At 70.3% G+C, this 17,033-nt stretch carries 13 protein-coding genes; 9 read left to right on the top strand and 4 right to left on the bottom strand.

From position 1 onward, the window contains the following. From AB0L95_RS12535 to AB0L95_RS12520, 4 genes are all read left to right on the top strand, one after another. Window positions 1-567 (top strand): Hsp70 family protein (locus AB0L95_RS12535; protein WP_365161000.1); only part of this gene is annotated, 567 nt, incomplete at its 5' end. After that, the gene (grpE, locus tag AB0L95_RS12530) at window positions 564-1,223 is read left to right on the top strand and encodes a nucleotide exchange factor GrpE (protein WP_365160998.1); all 660 of its coding nucleotides are present in this window, start codon (window positions 564-566) and stop codon (window positions 1,221-1,223) included. The genes AB0L95_RS12535 and grpE, both read left to right, overlap by 4 nt. A 39-nt stretch (window positions 1,224-1,262) precedes the next feature. After that, window positions 1,263-2,432 carry a molecular chaperone DnaJ gene (gene dnaJ / locus AB0L95_RS12525; protein WP_365160996.1) on the top strand — a complete coding sequence of 390 codons (1,170 nt, stop codon included), beginning with the start codon at window positions 1,263-1,265 and terminating at the stop codon, window positions 2,430-2,432. A 4-nt stretch (window positions 2,433-2,436) separates the two neighbouring features. Next, complete coding sequence (locus AB0L95_RS12520) at window positions 2,437-2,889, top strand: helix-turn-helix domain-containing protein (RefSeq protein ID WP_365160995.1); 453 nt, start codon at window positions 2,437-2,439, stop codon at window positions 2,887-2,889. A gap of 78 nt (window positions 2,890-2,967) precedes the next feature. On the opposite strand, the gene AB0L95_RS12515 is transcribed toward AB0L95_RS12520, so the two are convergent. Then, complete coding sequence (locus AB0L95_RS12515) at window positions 2,968-5,382, bottom strand: PA14 domain-containing protein (RefSeq protein ID WP_365160993.1); 2,415 nt, start codon at window positions 5,380-5,382, stop codon at window positions 2,968-2,970. A 481-nt stretch (window positions 5,383-5,863) separates the two neighbouring features. Between AB0L95_RS12515 and AB0L95_RS12510 the strand changes: the two genes are divergently transcribed. Beyond that, window positions 5,864-6,970, top strand: coding sequence for a substrate-binding domain-containing protein (locus AB0L95_RS12510; protein ID WP_365160991.1), 1,107 nt, complete (start codon window positions 5,864-5,866; stop codon window positions 6,968-6,970). 274 nt (window positions 6,971-7,244) lie between these two features. Next, window positions 7,245-8,282 carry a LuxR C-terminal-related transcriptional regulator gene (locus AB0L95_RS12505; protein WP_365160989.1) on the top strand — a complete coding sequence of 346 codons (1,038 nt, stop codon included), beginning with the start codon at window positions 7,245-7,247 and terminating at the stop codon, window positions 8,280-8,282. Here the strand turns inward: AB0L95_RS12505 and AB0L95_RS12500 are convergent. Then, window positions 8,277-9,305 carry a helix-turn-helix transcriptional regulator gene (locus AB0L95_RS12500; protein WP_365160987.1) on the bottom strand — a complete coding sequence of 343 codons (1,029 nt, stop codon included), beginning with the start codon at window positions 9,303-9,305 and terminating at the stop codon, window positions 8,277-8,279. The genes AB0L95_RS12505 and AB0L95_RS12500 overlap by 6 nt on opposite strands. A gap of 363 nt (window positions 9,306-9,668) precedes the next feature. Here AB0L95_RS12500 and AB0L95_RS12495 point away from each other — a divergent pair, with 363 nt between their 5' ends. From AB0L95_RS12495 to AB0L95_RS12485, 3 genes are all read left to right on the top strand, one after another. Further along, a complete protein-coding gene (locus tag AB0L95_RS12495; RefSeq protein WP_365161029.1) occupies window positions 9,669-9,965 on the top strand; it encodes a (2Fe-2S)-binding protein in 297 nt (98 codons plus the stop codon). Between the two features lie 617 nt (window positions 9,966-10,582). Next, a complete protein-coding gene (clpB, locus tag AB0L95_RS12490; protein WP_365160985.1) occupies window positions 10,583-13,180 on the top strand; it encodes an ATP-dependent chaperone ClpB in 2,598 nt (865 codons plus the stop codon). Between the two features lie 331 nt (window positions 13,181-13,511). Then, window positions 13,512-14,036 (top strand): YbjN domain-containing protein, encoded by a 525-nt coding sequence (locus tag AB0L95_RS12485; RefSeq protein WP_365160983.1) that lies wholly within the window; start codon window positions 13,512-13,514, stop codon window positions 14,034-14,036. Window positions 14,037-14,101: 65 nt separating this feature from the next. Here AB0L95_RS12485 and AB0L95_RS12480 read toward each other — a convergent pair whose 3' ends face one another. Together AB0L95_RS12480 and AB0L95_RS12475 are read right to left on the bottom strand one after the other, a co-directional pair. Next, the gene (locus AB0L95_RS12480; protein WP_365161027.1) at window positions 14,102-15,217 is read right to left on the bottom strand and encodes a hypothetical protein; all 1,116 of its coding nucleotides are present in this window, start codon (window positions 15,215-15,217) and stop codon (window positions 14,102-14,104) included. 212 nt (window positions 15,218-15,429) lie between these two features. Beyond that, entirely contained in the window at window positions 15,430-16,629 is a 1,200-nt protein-coding gene (locus tag AB0L95_RS12475; protein WP_365160981.1) for a pyridoxal phosphate-dependent aminotransferase, read from the bottom strand. Window positions 16,630-17,033 lie beyond the last annotated feature (404 nt).

The raw sequence follows: 17,033 nt of genomic DNA, 5'->3' as shown, positions 1-17,033 counted from the left end.
CTCGGCATGTTCGAGCTGACCGGTCTGCCGCCGGCGCCGCGCGGTGTCCCGCAGATCGAGGTGTCCTTCGACATCGACGCCAACGGCATCATGCACGTCACGGCGAAGGACCTCGGCACCGGCAAGGAGCAGAAGATGACCGTCACCGGCGGCTCGTCGCTGCCGAAGGACGAGGTCGACCGGATGCGTCAGGAGGCCGAGCAGTACGCGGAGGAGGACCACCGCCGCCGCGAGGCCGCCGAGACCCGCAACCAGGGCGAGCAGCTCGTCTACCAGACCGAGAAGTTCCTCAAGGACAACGAGGACAAGGTTTCGGGCGAGATCAAGACCGAGGTCGAGGCCGCCGTCGCCGAGCTGAAGGAGACGCTCAAGGGCGAGGACACGGCCGAGATCCGCAACGCCACGGAGAAGGTCGCGGCCGTCTCGCAGAAGCTCGGCCAGGCCATGTACGCCGACGCCCAGGCCGCCCAGGCGTCCGCCGGCGCGGGTGCCTCCGAGGCCAAGGCCGACGACGACGTGGTCGACGCCGAGATCGTGGACGACGAGCGCAAGGACGGTGCCGCGTGACGGAGGAGACCCCGGGCTTCGAGGAGAAGCCCGACGTCCCCTCCGGCGCCACCCCTGAGGACGCCGAGCCGAAGGCCGCCTCCCCCTCTTCGGAGGGGGCGGCGGCCCCGGCGGGGGACGCAAGCGCACAGAACGCCGGTCTGGTGGCCCAGCTGGACCAGGTTCGTACGGCGCTCGGTGAGCGCACGATGGACCTCCAGCGCCTCCAGGCCGAGTACCAGAACTACCGCCGCCGCGTCGAGCGTGACCGGATCGCGGTCAAGGAGATCGCCATCGCGAACCTCCTGACCGAGCTCCTGCCCGTGCTCGACGACATCGGCCGCGCACGGGAGCACGGCGAGCTGGTCGGCGGGTTCAAGTCCGTCGCCGAGTCGCTGGAGACCGTCGCGGCGAAGATGGGTCTGCAGCAGTTCGGCAAGGACGGCGAGCCCTTCGACCCGACGATCCACGAAGCCCTGATGCACAGTTACGCGCCGGACGTCACCGAGACGACGTGCGTGGCGATTCTGCAGCCCGGGTATCGCTTCGGCGAGCGCACCATCCGCCCCGCGCGGGTGGCGGTGGCCGAGCCGCAGCCGGGAGCGCAGACGGTCAAGGCCGAGGAGAGCACCGAGGCGGGCGACGACAAGGAGAGCGGTGGCCCGGACGAGGGCTGACGTACACCACGAACGCGTAGGGAAGGAGGGACGTCGGGGATGAGCACCAAGGACTTCATCGAGAAGGACTTCTACAAGGTCCTCGGCGTCCCCAAGGACGCCACCGAGGCCGAGATCAAGAAGGCGTACCGGAAGCTCGCCCGCGAGTTCCACCCGGACGCCAACAAGGGCAATGCCAAGGCGGAGGAACGTTTCAAGGAGATCTCCGAGGCGAACGACATCCTCGGCGACCCCAAGAAGCGCAAGGAGTACGACGAGGCCCGCGCCCTCTTCGGCAACGGCGGCTTCCGTCCCGGTCCCGGGGCGGGCGGCGGCTCGTTCAACTTCGACCTCGGCGATCTCTTCGGCGGCCAGGCCGGCACCGGAGGGAACTTCGGCGGGGGTATCGGTGACGTCTTCGGGGGCCTGTTCAACCGTGGCGGCGGCGCGGGCACGCGTACGCAGCCGAGGCGCGGCCAGGACATCGAGTCCGAGGTCACGCTCAGCTTCATGGAGGCGGTGGACGGCGCGACCGTGCCGCTGCGCATGTCCTCGCAGGCGGCCTGCAAGGCCTGCTCGGGCACCGGCGACAAGAACGGCACACCGCGTGTGTGCCCGACCTGCGTCGGCACCGGGCAGGTCGCGCGGGGTTCGGGCGGCGGTTTCTCGCTGACCGACCCCTGCCCGGACTGCAAGGGCCGCGGTCTGATCGCGGAAAACCCCTGCGAGGTGTGCCACGGCAGCGGCCGGGCGAAGTCGTCCCGGACGATGCAGGTCCGCATCCCCGCCGGTGTCTCCGACGGGCAGCGCATCCGCCTGCGCGGCAAGGGCGCGCCCGGCGAGCGGGGCGGCCCGGCCGGTGATCTGTATGTCGTCGTGCATGTGAATCCGCATCCGGTCTTCGGCCGCAAGGACGACAACCTGACGGTGAGCGTGCCGGTGACGTTCGCGGAGGCGGCGCTCGGCGCCGAGATCCGGGTGCCCACCCTGGGCGGGTCCCCGGTGACGCTGAAGCTGCCCCCGGGCACGCCCAACGGGCGCACGATGCGGGCCCGTGGCAAGGGCGCGGTCCGTAAGGACGGCACCCGCGGGGACCTGCTGGTCACCGTCGAGGTGAGTGTCCCCAAGGACGTCTCGGGCAAGGCTCGTGACGCGCTGGAGGCGTATCGCGAGGCGACCGCGGACGAGGACCCGCGGGCGGAGCTGTTCCAGGCGGCGAAGGGAGCATGAGGAGATGGACGGCCGTCGACGTAACCCGTATGAGCTGACCGAGGACACCCCGGTCTACGTCATCTCGGTGGCGGCCCAGCTCTCCGGACTGCACCCGCAGACACTGCGCCAGTACGACCGCCTCGGCCTGGTGTCCCCGGACCGCACCGCGGGCCGGGGCCGGCGCTACTCGGCCCGCGACATCGAACTGCTCCGCCAGGTGCAGCAGTTGTCGCAGGACGAGGGCATCAACCTGGCCGGCATCAAACGCATCATCGAACTGGAGAACCAGGTGGTCGCGCTCCAGTCCCGCGTGGCGGAGCTTCAGGCCGCGCTGGACGGCGCTGCGGCGACGATGCGTCAGCGCGAGGCGGCGGTGCATGCCTCGTACCGCCGTGACCTGGTGCCCTACCAGGAGGTCCAGCAGACCAGCGCGCTGGTGGTGTGGCGGCCGAAGCGGCAGCAGCAGGGCGACTGACCTGCCCGACGCGAGAAGGGGCGGTACCGGACGTTGTTCCGGTGCCGCCCCTTTCGTATGACGTCGGACCGGGTCCGGTCAGAGCCAGGAGTCCCAGATGCCGTAGGCCTGGCTCTTCACGGCCTGCTCCGCTCCCGACGCGTCGGTGTGGACGACGCGGTAGTAGTACAGACCCAGCCGGTCCTCGTGCACGCTGGTGTCGAGGTAGCTGCCGTGGTCGGCCGACGGGCCCGAGGCGAGCACGGTCCAGACGCCCTGAGCGGGGTCCCAGCGCTCCACGCGGTAGCCGGCCAGCAGGGAGCAGTCGCCGAGACCCGAACTGGCGGAGCAGCCGAAGTACAGGTCCGGGTACTGGCTCTGGCGGATCTCGGTACCGCTCCAGCCGGGCGGCCGGGTGTCGGGCAGGGTGACCGAGACCTCGGCGGTGTGGAAGAAGTCGGGTTCCTTGCCGTCGTACAGGCCGGAGCCGTCCGTGGCGGCCACCCGGTAGACATGGGTGCCGCCGTCGGGGACCGTCGGGCAGAGGATCTCGGTCCTGGCCAGGGAGCTGCTGGTCCAGCAGTTCTTCTTCCAGACCGTCTCACCGGTGTCCGGGTCGGTGGTGCCCTGCCAGACGTAGTAGCCGGTGACGTCGTCGTCGGCGGGCGGAGTCCAGGTCAGACGCACGCCGAGCGGGAGCTGCTGCGCGGTCAGGTTCTCGACCGCGGCCGGGCGCCGGGTGTCCGGCGTGGTCTGCGTGGCCGCCGGGCCGGGCTTCGACTCGTGCCCGTAGGGATCGACCGTCACGACCCGGTACTCGTACGTCGTCTCCGACTCCCCCGAGACATCCAGGCAGTTGCCGTTGATCTGCGTGCGGCCGGCGTACGCGGGGGCGTCGCTGTCCGCCCATATCCAGGACGTCGAGGGGGGCTGGAGCGGCTCGTCCCAGGGGCTGTTCGGCTTGCACCTGTCCACGACGGTGCTCTCGCCGGTCGCCGGGTCGGTACGGATGATCCGGTAGGTGAGCAGCGGACCCTCGTCGAAGGTCCACGGGTCGGTGCTGCTCCACGCGATCGCCACCGCGTCGCCGGTCCGGGTCGCGGTGGTCCGGAACGCGGGGATCGCCTCGGGACGGTCGGCCATCGACAGCGTGGTCTCCACCGGGGCGGCGGCGTTGCCCTTCGCGTCCAGCGCGCGCACCGCGTACCGGTAGGTGCCGGCCACCGGGAGCAGTTGGCGCGGCACGACGGCGGTGTCCTTCGTGGCGCCCTTCTGGGGCAGGGCGTCGAGGTAGCCGCCGGTCGCCGGGTCGTACTGGAGGACCTGGTACGAGGCGGCCCCCGCGACGGGGGACCACACCAGGTGGGGCACGCCCGACCGGTACTCGACCCGGGCGTCGGCGGCGGTCGCCGGCGGCGTCAAGTCGAAGGTGGTGAACGTGGTGGCGGCCGAGTACACGGACCAGTTGCCGGCCGCGTCCCGGGCGCGGCCCCGGTAGGTGACCTTGCTGCCGTCGGCGGGGTACCCGGTGTCGCAGATCGCGCCCTTGGTGCCGGAGTACACGGTGGCCCAGGTCTTCGTCGCGGGGTCGAGGCGCTGCATCTCGTACCGGGCGATGTCGGCCGCGTTCTGCAGGGTGGTGACCAGCTCGGGGGCCGCGAAGGGCTGGTCGCCCGGGCAGAGGTCCATCTCGACGAAGGGCGCGGCCGGCGGGGTCTTGTCGACGGTGGTGACGGAGGGGCCCGCGGTGCCGGCCGACTCGTTGCCCGCCTTGTCGAGGGCGCGGACCTCGTAGGAGAAGACCTGGCCGGTCGCCGGGGGAGCGTCGGTGTACGTCGTCGACGTCGTCGTGGTCAGCCGCGTCCAGCCGGTGCTGCCCTTCGGGCGGCGGTAGAGGCGGTAGCCGGCGAGGTCCATTTCCTTGTTCCTCGCCCAGGAGACCTTCGCCTTGCGGGTCGCCTTGTCGTAGGCGACCGTGACGCCCGTCGGGGCCAGCGGCTTGACCTTGTCGACGGTGGCGGAGGTCCGGGGTGCGTAGGTGAACTTGACGGCGGCCCTGCCGGTCCAGTTCACATGGTCGATCCGCAGGGTGTGGGTGCCCCTGGGGACCGTGAGGTTGAGGCGCGTCGAGCGCGAACTGCGGGTGTCCGACCAGAGGTTCAGCTTCCGTACACCGTCGAGGTAGACGCGGATCCCGTCGGTCCCGCCGGCGCTGAAGGTGAAGGGGCCGCCGGAGCCGAAGTCGCGGGTGAGGGTCCAGCGGACACCGAAGCGGTCCGCCGGCAGTCCGGTGGCCGGGGCGCCGCCCCAGCTCTGGTCGACCGCGCTGTCGCAGTCGGTCCTCCTCGGGGTGCCGGTGAAGCCGGTGTTCGCGAAGAACTGCCGCTTGAACACCGGCGAGGTGCAGGAGGTCGCGGCGGAAGCGGGAGCGGCGGCGGTGAGCAGGCCGCCCGCGGTGGCGAGCACGACGCCGGCGGCGGCCGCGGCGGTGACGCGTCGTCTGGCTGGGTTCATTCGGTCCTCTGATCGGATCGAGACGCGGAAAGGCGTTCGTGATCAGGACGCGCGAGGCACGGAAGGGGTTGTACAGATCTTTACGTCCCCGCGACCTGTCCTTTGCGTGGCGTGCGCGGTGCCCGGCAAGGGGCGATCGATGCGGGGAGCGTGGCTGACGTGTTGATGCGTGATATAGATCACGTTTGGCGCTGGGTGTGAACGTCGGCTGACCACAAGGGAGTTGACGGAGCGTGGGTTTCCGGATCTCCGCAGGTGACGGAAGAAATCTCCATCAGGGGGAGGTTTGGCAACGGCCCTGGCGGTGCGGTCTCTTGGTCTTCACTTGACTTCCACGCGGATCCTGTTGCCATCTCGTTAACCCGTACTTCTTGACGGTGCATGCCGTCGCCGCGTTGGCTTTCAGCCACCTGGGTCGCAATGCTGCTCCCCCGCCCGGAAGGCATCTGATGTGAACGCTCGTACCACCCGTAGGACCGCTGTGCGTCGCACCGCTGTAGCCCTGGCCGCGTCCGCGGCGGCCGCCTCTCTCGCCGCGTGCGGCGTCATGGACGGAGTCGGCGGGAGCAGCAGCTCCGCGTCTCCGAAGAAGGGTGACGACATCACGGTGGGCCTTCTTCTGCCGGAGAAGGAGAACCCGAGGTACGACAAGTTCGACTACCCGATCATCCGTGACCAGGTGCGCTCCCTCACCCACGACAAGGGCAAGGTCGTCTACGAAAACGCCGACGCCGACGCGGCCAAGCAGAGCGGGCAGCTCGACCAGATGATCGCCGACAAGGTGGATGTGCTGCTGGTCGACCCGGTGGACGCCAAGGCCCTCGCGGCGGGCGTGGCGAAGGCCAAGAAGGCGGGCATTCCGGTCATCGCCTATGACCGGCTCGCCCAGGGTCCGATCGACGCGTACATCTCCTTCGACAACCAGCTGGTCGGCCAGGTGCAGGGCCGCGCCCTCGTCGAGGCGCTCGGCAGCAAGGCGGAGACCAGCAAGATCGTCATGATGAACGGTTCGGTCACCGACCCGAACGCGGCGCAGTTCAAGGAGGGCGCGCTCAGCGAACTCCAGGGCAAGGTCAACATCGTCAAGTCCTACGACACGAAGGACTGGAAGCCGGAGAACGCCAAGGCGAACATGGCCGAGGCGATCCAGGCCGTCGGCCTGAGCAACATCGCGGGCGTCTACTCGGCCAACGACGACGTGGCCGGCGCCGTCATCGAGGCGATGAAGGAGGCGGGCATCAGCAAGGTCCCGCCGGTGACCGGGCAGGACGCCTCGCTGGACGCCGTGCAGCGGATCGTCGAGGGCGAGCAGTACATGAGCGTGTACAAGTCGTACCCGGAAGAGGCCAACAACGCCGCGGAGATGGCGGTGGCCAAGGTCCAGGGCCGCTCGATCGAGTTCGACGCGCTGACCCGGGACAAGGTCGACAGCCCGACGGAGAAGAAGGTCCCGTCGATGCTGGTGCCGGTGGTCGCGCTCACGAAGTCCAACATCAAGGACACGGTGATCCAGGACAACATCTACACCGTCCAGGACATCTGCACCCCCAAGTACAAGGCCGCGTGCACGGCGATCGGTCTGAAGTAGCGGACGCACCGCTCTGAGAGCAACGGCCGTGGTGGAGGGCAGCGTCGCCCGTCCGCCACGGCCGTTTTCGATGGTCGGCGGGGTCGGCGCTCCCTCCCCCCGTCACCTGGGTGCAGACGGAACTTCCGGAGGGAGGGAGAATCCGGGACGTTCCCGGCAAGAGCGGGCGTTGGGGCGGCGGAGCCTTGTTGCGGAGGCGGGCGGCTCCGCGCATAGTTGCGCTGCGAACACGCTGCAGGACGCTGGAGCCGGGAGTTGGAGCCAGGGGTGGAAGATGGCCGGGCACGGGACGGACGCGCATCCGCACGGCGCTGACCGGCTCTGCGAGTCCGGGAACCGGGTGTACTCCCGGGCCGTACGCCGGGGCCGGGTGCCCCGCGTCGACGCCGCGACGGTGCCCTGCCTGCTGGAACTCGCGCTGCTGCACCCGGACCCCGACGACATGGACTGGCTGGTGCCGACGTCCCCGCAGGAGGTCATGACGCGGCTGCTGCGCGGTGTCCACGAGGAGGTCAGCGCGAGCCAGGCCCGCGTCGGGGCGGCGGTGGCCGCGGTCGAGTGGTACGCCGGGCTCGACGGCCGTGAGCCGGGCTCCGCGGAGGGCGTGGCGATCCGTGTCCTGGACGGGCTGCCGCGGATCCGTGCCGCCATGGACGAGGCGACCGAGCGGTGCACACGCGAGGTGCTCACGGTTCAGCCCGGCGGCATCCGCCGGGAGGACGAACTCTCCGAGGGCCTGCACCGGGCGCTGGAGATGCGCCGCAGGGGCGTGCGCATGCGCGATCTGTACACGCATGTCGCCCGGCACGGCCAGGGTCTGCACACCTACATGGAGCTGATGGGCGAGGCGGCCGAGGCCCGCACCCTGGACGAGGTGCCCGAGCGCCTGATCCTGTTCGACCGCACGGTCGCCTTCATCCCGGCCAATCCCGACCGCACCATCGCGCTGGAGCTGCGCCACCCGGCGCTGATCGACTATCTGGTGACCATCTTCGAACGGCTGTGGCGCCTGGCGATCCCGCTGACGTCCCCGCTGCCGGAGACCGGTATCGACGGCATCACCCACCGGGAGCGCTCGATCGCGGCGCTGCTGGCGGAGGGCCACCAGGACGCCGTGGTCGCCGAACGCCTCGGCATCAGCGTGCGCACCTGCCGGGCGCACATCGCCCGGCTCTCCGAGACCCTGGGCGCGGCCAGCCGCACCCAACTGGGCGTCCGTATCGCCCAGGCGGGCCTGGACGGGCCCTCGCAGGCGCCCGAACTGCTGCCCCTCACCGCTCCCGGCGCCCCGGAGCCCCCCGTCGGCCTATGAGCCCCCGTCGCCGGGGCCCGGGCCGTCTTCCCCCGCCAGTGGGTTGTTCTGGCTCAGGATCCCCGACTTCGCTATCAGGTAGCCGAGTTGGGCGCGGCTGCCGCTGCCGAGAGCCGTGGCCAGCTTGGCTATGTGGGCGCGGCAGGTGCGCACGTTCATGCCCAGGCGTCGGGCGATGGCCTCGTCGACATGGCCCTCCACCAGGAGCTTGGCGATGGAGTGCTGGATGTCCGTGATGCCGTCCGGATCGGTCTCGTAGGGGGTGCCCGCTTGCAGCGGCACCGCCCGGCCCCACATGAACTCGAAGACCTTCACCAGATAGCGGACGAGGCCCGGGTGACGCAGCTCCAGGGCGACCTGGCGGTCGTCGCTGATGGGGATGAACGCGACCGCCTCGTCGCAGATGATGAGCCGCTCGACGAGTTCGTCGATGGTGCGGTACTCGGCCTTGCCGTCGGTGAACTGGTCCACGTAGGCCAGCCGTTCCGGGCTGTAGCGGGCCGTGTGCTGGTAGAGGGTCCGGATGCGCACCCCGCGCTCGATCAGCGGCCGGTCGCGCTCCAGGCCCTCGATGAGTCGGCGTTCGGGGCGGTGCCCGCTCGGCTGGACCGTCAGCATCTCGCTCTGGCACTGGGCCGTGGCCAGGTCGAGCGCAGCGTTGATCCGGTCGAGCCCCTCCAGCACCGTGATCGAGTGGGTGGGCGCGGTCACCTGTGCGCTGAGGGCCATGAACGGCTCGAAGGCTTCGGCCAGGTTGGTCGACAGCCGCCTGCGCTCGGAGATCTCACGCTCTATCGGGTTGAGCCGCTGGGCCAGGGCGACCGAAGGAGGAACCGGACGCAGCCAGTTCGCGTCGTCCGGATCGGGGTGGAGGAGGGCGAACTCCATGAGACAAGGAGCCTCTTCCGCGTCGGCGCGCGCGATACGCCCTGTGCGCAGGGCGTTCGCATAGAGACGCCCGCCCTCCTCGCACAGTTCGGTCAAGGCATGGGGATGTGTCTCTTTAGCCCGATTGGTTGTCAAACCTCCACCCCCCAGGGTCCTGAACATGCAGGAACATGATGCACCGATTGTGTGGCCATGACGTGCCCGAATGAGCCATCGTCTTAGTCGACGGGGGAAGAGGGGACCTTCAAGTGAGGACGAAGCCGACTATGGGTAAGAGAATGCTTCGCTCGGTGCTTGTCGCCACCTTCTCCGCCGTTGTGGCCTTCGGAACGTTGAGTGGCCTCTCCGGCGCGAAGGAGGACGTGCGAGCGGACAGTGTCTGGTCGTTGGTGCCCGCTTCTTCCGCGGCCGGCGATGGTGCTGCACCCGTCGGCCCAGATGACAGCGTGTGGAGCTGATGTGACCACTCCTCCGGACGACCGCACCTTCCGTCGCGAGATGGCCACGGCCTACCGCTCCGGCTGGCACTTCATCGACCTGGTCACCGCCATCCCCCACAGCGGTGACTCGTTGATGGTGACCGTGTTCGGGGAGCCCGTCGTCGTCACCCGTGACGAGGAGGATGATGTGCGGGCCTACCGGCTTCTGCGGCGGCCTCGGGGGGCGCCGCAGCCTGTCCGGTGCGCCATACGGTACGGAATGATCTTTGTGAATCTGGACCAGCGCGACCACCGGCTGGTCGAACCGGATGCTCCGGTCATGCGGACCATCTCAGCCACCCCCCGCAGTGCCTGACGCGATTCCCCCGTCGTAACAGATCGCTCAGGTGCTTCCCCCCGCAGCGGCGTCACCGTGACCTGAACACGGTGACGCCGCTGCAGTTTTTACGGAATCTCCAGGTATGTCCCGTTGCCACGGTGGCTGGATTAGGCGCTTACCCGGGGTCCGCCCGCGGATTTCCTCATCACTTTCCGTGACGGCGTCGCTGCGCGCGCCTGCCGAGTGCCGCCCGCGCCCCCTCGTGTCACTTGCTGCTGCCCTTCGGCGTCCCGCCCGCGCCCCCTCCGTGCGCCCGCCGGTCCGCCCGCGCCCCCCCGGTCCGCCGACGATCACCGATGTCTGCCGGCGATCACCGAGCCATGCCCGCGTCCGGCCCGTATTCCCCTACGGCCGCAGCGGGCCTTCGTGCTGCCCTCCGGGCGGCCCGGTGCTGCTCCCGCCCGGATCCGGGGTACTGGACGTCGGACGCGCCCGGGCGGGTGAGCGCATGGGTCTCGGTCCCGGAACCTCGCCGTCCTCTCTCCCGCTCCGCGCCTTGAGTGGAATAGACTCAACTTTATGCACGTTGCTCTCGTCACAGTGAAGGACTGACGACAGCTGAGCGCGGCCGACGCAAGGAGGAGAACGGGAACGTGGACGCCGAGCTGACCAACAGGAGCCGGGACGCGATCAACGCGGCCAGCAGCCGGGCCGTTGCGGAGGGGCACCCGGACCTGACCCCCGCCCATCTGCTCCTCGCGCTGCTGGAGGGGCAGGACAACGAGAACATCATCGACCTGCTGGCCGCTGCGGACGCCGACCAGGCCTCCGTGCGGGCCGGTGCCGAGCGCGTGCTCGGCGGTCTGCCCAGCGTGACCGGGTCGACCGTGGCACCGCCCCAGCCCAACCGCGAGATGCTGGCTGTGATCGCCGACGCGGGCAAGCGCGCCAAGGACCTCGGTGACGAGTACCTCTCCACCGAGCATCTGCTCATCGGCATCGCCGCCAAGGGCGGCGCCGCGGGGGAGGTCCTGACCGGCCAGGGCGCGAACGCCAGGAAACTCCTGGACGCGTTCCAGAAGACAAGGGGAGGACGCCGGGTGACGACCCCGGACCCGGAGGGCCAGTACAAGGCCCTCGAGAAGTTCGGCACCGACTTCACCGCCGCCGCGCGCGACGGCAAGCTGGACCCGGTCATCGGCCGGGACCAGGAGATCCGCCGCGTGGTGCAGGTGCTGTCCCGCCGTACGAAGAACAACCCGGTGCTCATCGGTGAGCCCGGCGTCGGCAAGACCGCCGTCGTGGAAGGCCTCGCCCAGCGGATCGTGAAAGGCGACGTGCCCGAGTCCCTCAAGGACAAGCGGCTGGTCGCGCTGGACCTCGGCGCCATGGTCGCGGGTGCCAAGTACCGCGGTGAGTTCGAGGAGCGCCTGAAGACCGTCCTCGCCGAGATCAAGGACTCCGACGGCCAGATCATCACCTTCATCGACGAGCTGCACACCGTGGTGGGCGCCGGTGCCGGCGGGGACTCCGCCATGGACGCCGGCAACATGCTCAAGCCGATGCTGGCGCGCGGCGAGCTGCGCATGGTCGGTGCGACGACCCTCGACGAGTACCGCGAGCGGATCGAGAAGGACCCGGCCCTGGAGCGCCGCTTCCAGCAGGTGCTGGTCGCCGAGCCGAGCGTCGAGGACACCATCGCGATCCTGCGCGGCCTCAAGGGCCGCTACGAGGCCCACCACAAGGTGCAGATCGCGGACAGCGCGCTGGTGGCCGCGGCCACCCTCTCCGACCGGTACATCACCTCCCGCTTCCTGCCCGACAAGGCCATCGACCTGGTCGACGAGTCCGCCTCGCGGCTGCGCATGGAGATCGACTCCTCCCCGGTCGAGATCGACGAGCTCCAGCGCGTCGTGGACCGGTTGCGCATGGAGGAGCTGGCGCTCAGCAAGGAGACCGACCAGGCCTCCAAGGAGCGGCTGGAGAAGCTGCGCCGCGACCTCGCCGACAAGGAGGAGGAGCTGCGGGGCCTGACCGCCCGCTGGGAGAAGGAGAAGCAGTCCCTCAACCGGGTCGGTGAGCTGAAGGAGAAGCTCGACGACCTGCGCGGCCAGGCCGAACGCGCCCAGCGCGACGGCGACTTCGACACCGCCTCCAAGCTGCTGTACGGCGAGATCCCGGGCGTGGAGAAGGAGCTGGAGGCCGCCTCCGAGGCCGAGGAGGAGGTGTCCAAGGGCACGATGGTCAAGGACGAGGTCGGCCCCGACGACATCGCGGACGTCGTCGCCTCCTGGACGGGCATCCCCGCCGGACGCCTCCTGGAGGGCGAGACGCAGAAGCTGCTGCGCATGGAGGAGGAGCTCGGACGGCGGCTCATCGGCCAGTCCGAGGCCGTAGAGGCCGTCTCCGACGCCGTGCGCCGCAGCCGGGCCGGTATCGCCGACCCGGACCGCCCGACCGGCTCGTTCCTCTTCCTCGGCCCGACGGGTGTCGGCAAGACCGAACTGGCCAAGGCGCTCGCCGACTTCCTCTTCGACGACGAGCGGGCGATGGTCCGCATCGACATGTCGGAGTACGGCGAGAAGCACAGCGTCGCCCGGCTGGTCGGCGCCCCGCCCGGATACGTCGGCTACGAGGAGGGCGGCCAGCTGACGGAGGCGGTGCGCCGCCGCCCGTACAGCGTGGTGCTCCTCGACGAGGTGGAGAAGGCGCACCCGGAGGTCTTCGACATCCTCCTCCAGGTGCTGGACGACGGCCGGCTCACGGACGGCCAGGGCCGCACGGTCGACTTCCGCAATGTGATCCTCGTGCTGACCTCGAACCTGGGCAGCCAGTTCCTGGTCGACCCGGTGCTGACCGAGGCGGAGAAGAAGGAGCAGGTCCTGGAGGTGGTCCGTACCTCCTTCAAGCCGGAGTTCCTGAACCGGCTCGACGACCTGGTGGTCTTCTCGGCGCTGTCGAAGGACGAGCTGAGCCGTATCGCCCGGCTCCAGATCGACCGCCTCGCCAAGCGGCTGGCCGAGCGGCGGCTGACCCTTGAGGTCACGCCTCAGGCCCTGGCCTGGCTCGCCGACGAGGGCAACGACCCGGCGTACGGCGCCCGCCCGCTGCGCCGCCTCGTCCAGACCGCCATCGGCGACCGGCTCGCCAAGGAGATCCTGGCCGGCGAGGTCAAGGACGGCGACACCGTCCGGGTGGACACCTTCGGGGACGGGCTGCTGGTGGGCCCGGCGTCCGGCAAGACGCTCTGACCGGCACCGTGCCGTCGGGGCTCGGTCAGCCCGCGTGGGTGTAGTGGTGCACGAGGACGAGGACGAGGACGAGGACGAGGACGAGGACGAGGACGGTGTCCCCGTCCTCGTGCACCACGGTCACGCCCCGCCCGACCACACCAGGGGCACGGCTGCGAGAACCGGCGAGAACCACCGCAGACTCGACATGATCCTGCGGATGCCCGGCCCCGCCCGGCGGCGGAGACCGGCCAGATCGTGTCAGCCCCCGGCGGACACGACCCGTTCAGGGTTGCCAGCCCCCTCCCCGGATGAGGGAGGATGGCGGAATCCGTACGAAGGGAAGAACACGGTGAGCATCGACCCGTCCTCGATTCCGAACTTCGGGGGCCAGCCCGAGCCGCAGCCGCCGGCGGGCCCCGTGGTTCCGGATCAGGACCTCGTGAAGCAGCTCCTGGACCAGATGGAGCTCAAGCACCTCGTTGACGAAGAGGGAGACCTCGTCGCGCCGTGGGAGCAGTTCCGTACGTACTTCATGTTCCGCGGCGAGGGCGACCAGGCCGTCTTCTCCGTGCGGACGTTCTACGACCGTCCCCACCAGATCGACGAGAAGCCGCAGCTGCTGGAGTCCATCGACGACTGGAACCGGCGCACCCTGTGGCCCAAGGTCTACACCCACACGCACGACGACGGCACCGTCCGCCTCATCGGTGAGGCGCAGATGCTGATCGGCACCGGCGTCAGCCTGGAGCACTTCGTCTCGTCGACCGTGAGCTGGGTGCGCGCCGCCATCGAGTTCGACCGGTGGCTCGTCGAGCAGCTCGGCCTCGCGGAGGACGTCGACGACTCGGAGAAGCCCGAGGACGACGAAGAGTAGATCCGGCACCAGTGCTGTGGCCGGAAAGGTTTCCCGAGTTTGGTGAACCCTTTCCGGGCGCAGCACTAGAGGGGCGACCGGGCGAGTACGACCAGATACGCCCCGTAGACAAAGGAGAGCCCGGCCAGGGCGCTCGCCACGATGGTGGCGTGCCACGGCCGGGCTCTCGCCGTCCGTACCAGCGCCCGCGCCACCACCGTCAGCAGCGGGAACGCCGGCAGCAGAAAGCGCGGCTTGGACTCGAAGAACCCGGAGCCGCCGAGCGCGATCACCAGCAGTACGCCGCTGTAGACGACGAGGGGCAGCGGAGCGCGGTCCGCGATCAGCAGCCCGAAGAGCACGCTGCTCACCCCGAGGATCACCAGGGCCATCGGGAACAGCAGCCGGGTGCCGTGCAGCGCCATGTGCTCGGTGAAGCGCAGCGCGCCGTGCCCGAAGTCGAACTGCGAGCCCCACAGCCGCTGCACGGTGAAGTAGCCGCCGAGCGGATCGCCCCTGCGCCGGCCCACCCACAGGACATAGCTGCTCCAGCCGAGGGGGGCGAGCGCCGCTCCTGTCCACAGCCTGTGGGAAACTCCGCGACCGCGCGCCCGCCACACCTCGTGGGCCGCCGACGCGAGCACCGCCACGGCCACCGAGCAGCCGTTGGGCCGGGACAGGCCGGCGAACGCCGCCAGCGCCCCCGCCCACACCCAGCGCCGGGTCAGGACCGCGTACAGCGACCAGGCGGCGCATGCCGTGAGCACGGGCTCCGTGTAGGCCATCGACAGCACGACGGAGTGCGGCAGCAGCCCCCAGAGCGCGACGAGGGCGGTGGCCACGGCGGGGCCGTGCAGCCGTACGCCGATCCGGTAGACCCCGCTCGCGGCGACCACGGCGGCCGTCCAGGACACCAGCAGTCCCGCCTCGACGCCGCCGAGCGGGGTGAGCGTGGTGACCGCGCGGACCAGACCCGGGTAGAGCGGGAAGAACGCCAGGTCGCAGTGGACGCCCGTGCTGTTGCGCAGGGTGAGTCCATAGCCGTGCGAGGCGATCCCCAGATACCAGACGGAGTCCCAGGAGTGACCGAGCAGCAGCAGGGGGTGCTTGCCCGCGGACCGGGCGACGAGGGCGAGCACGAGGCCGCCGCACAGCCGGGCGACGAGGAACAGCCCGAGGGCGGCGGCGGCCGTCGTGGGCAGCTGCCGGCCGCCCCCGGCCGGACGGACACGGTCGCTGTTCCTCGGGCCCGGCGGGGCGGGGGCCGGGATGGTCCTGGTGTCGGTCACACCGGAACCATGCGCCGAACACGCCCGATTTACGAAGCTTGCGCGGCCGTGCGGAGGCGAATTCCCGCGTACGGGGCGCCCGCCCCCAGCCGATGGGCCGGGGCGCGCCACGTCGGCCGGCGGTGTCAGTCCGCCAGGGCCTTCAGCCGCTGAACGGCCTCCTCCAGGACCTCGGTGCGCTTGCAGAAGGCGAAACGGACGAACGGGGCACCGGCCTCCCGGTGGTCGTAGAAGACCGCGTTCGGAATGGCCACGACCCCCGCGCGCTCGGGCAGGGCGCGGCAGAAGGCGAAACCGTCGCTCTCGCCGAGGGGGCGGATGTCGGTGGTGACGAAGTATGTGCCCGCCGGCCGGAACACCGCGAAGCCCGCCTCCGCGAGCCCGGCCGTGAGCAGGTCCCGCTTGGCGCGCAGATCCGCCCGGAACTCCTCGAAGTACGTCTCCGGAAGCGCGAGCGCCTCGGCGACGGCGTACTGGAACGGCCCGGACGACACATAGGTCAGGAACTGCTTGGCCGAGCGCACCGCGGCGACGAGGCCGGGGGGTGCCGTCACCCAGCCGACCTTCCACCCCGTGAAGGAGTACGTCTTCCCCGCCGACGAGATGGTGACGGTCCGCTCGCGCATGCCCGGGAAGGTCGCGAGCGGCACATGTTCGGCGTCGTCGAACACCAGGTGCTCGTACACCTCGTCCGTGACGACGAGCAGATCCCGCTCGACGGCCAGCTCGGCGATCGCGGACAGCTCCTCACGGGTGAGCACGGTGCCGGTCGGGTTGTGCGGGGTGTTGATCAGCAGCAGTCGGGTGCGGTCGGTGACGGCGTCGCGCAGCTCGTCCAGGTCGAGACGGAAGCTCGCGTCCCCCTCGTCGTGCGGCCGCAGCGTCACCGGTACGCGCCGACCGCCCGCCATGGCGATGCAGGCGGCGTACGAGTCGTAGTACGGCTCCAGCGCGATCACCTCGTCGCCGGGCTCCAGCAGTGCCAGCAGGGTCGCGGCGATCGCCTCGGTCGCGCCCGCGGTGACCAGCACCTCGGTGTCCGGGTCGAATCCGAGGCCGTAGCGCCGGCGCTGGTGCTCGGCGACGGCCGTGCGCAGCTCGGGGACGCCGGGGCCCGGCGGGTACTGGTTGCCGCGCCCGTCCCGCAGCGCCCGCACGGCGGCCTCGCGGACCTGCTCCGGGCCGTCGGTGTCGGGGAAGCCCTGGCCCAGGTTGATGGCTCCGGTGCTCAGGGCGAGGGCCGACATCTCGGCGAAGATCGTCGTCCCGAACTCGGCGAGCCGGCGGTTGAGGAAGGGGCGCGCGCTGGAGGTCATGGCCGCCATCCTCCGCCGAAGCTCCGGAGTTCCTCAACTCATCTGGCTGACGCGCGCGGCGGCGTACGCCGCCCTCGGTCACGTCGTTGTGGACTGAGGGTGACCGCTGCGTCGCGGACACCGCGGAGCATGGGCACCCCGGCTCGGCGTCTGGCCCTTCTGTGCAGGTCAGGGGCCATTTTCTCGGGGAGACCCTCAGAAGTTCCTCAACTCTGCTTTGGCCGTTCGGAGGTGAGGGCATCCCTCGTGCACCCGGGTACACGGAGGGGCCCGCCGGGGCCGCCCGGGGGATGAGAAAGGAAAGGGGGACGAGGTCATGATCTTCGGAATCGCTGTGGTGGTCGTCTGCATCGGACTCGTGGTGAGCCTCGTGGTGAACGGCAGCAGGCGTGGCCGGAAGGCGGCGCGGCGGC

The sequence above is a fragment of the Streptomyces sp. NPDC052036 genome (genome assembly GCF_040680495.1).
In the GTDB taxonomy this organism is placed as follows: Bacteria; Actinomycetota; Actinomycetes; order Streptomycetales; family Streptomycetaceae; genus Streptomyces.
The sequence above is the reverse complement of the archived record's forward strand: the minus strand, read 5'-3'. Positions and strand labels throughout refer to the sequence as shown.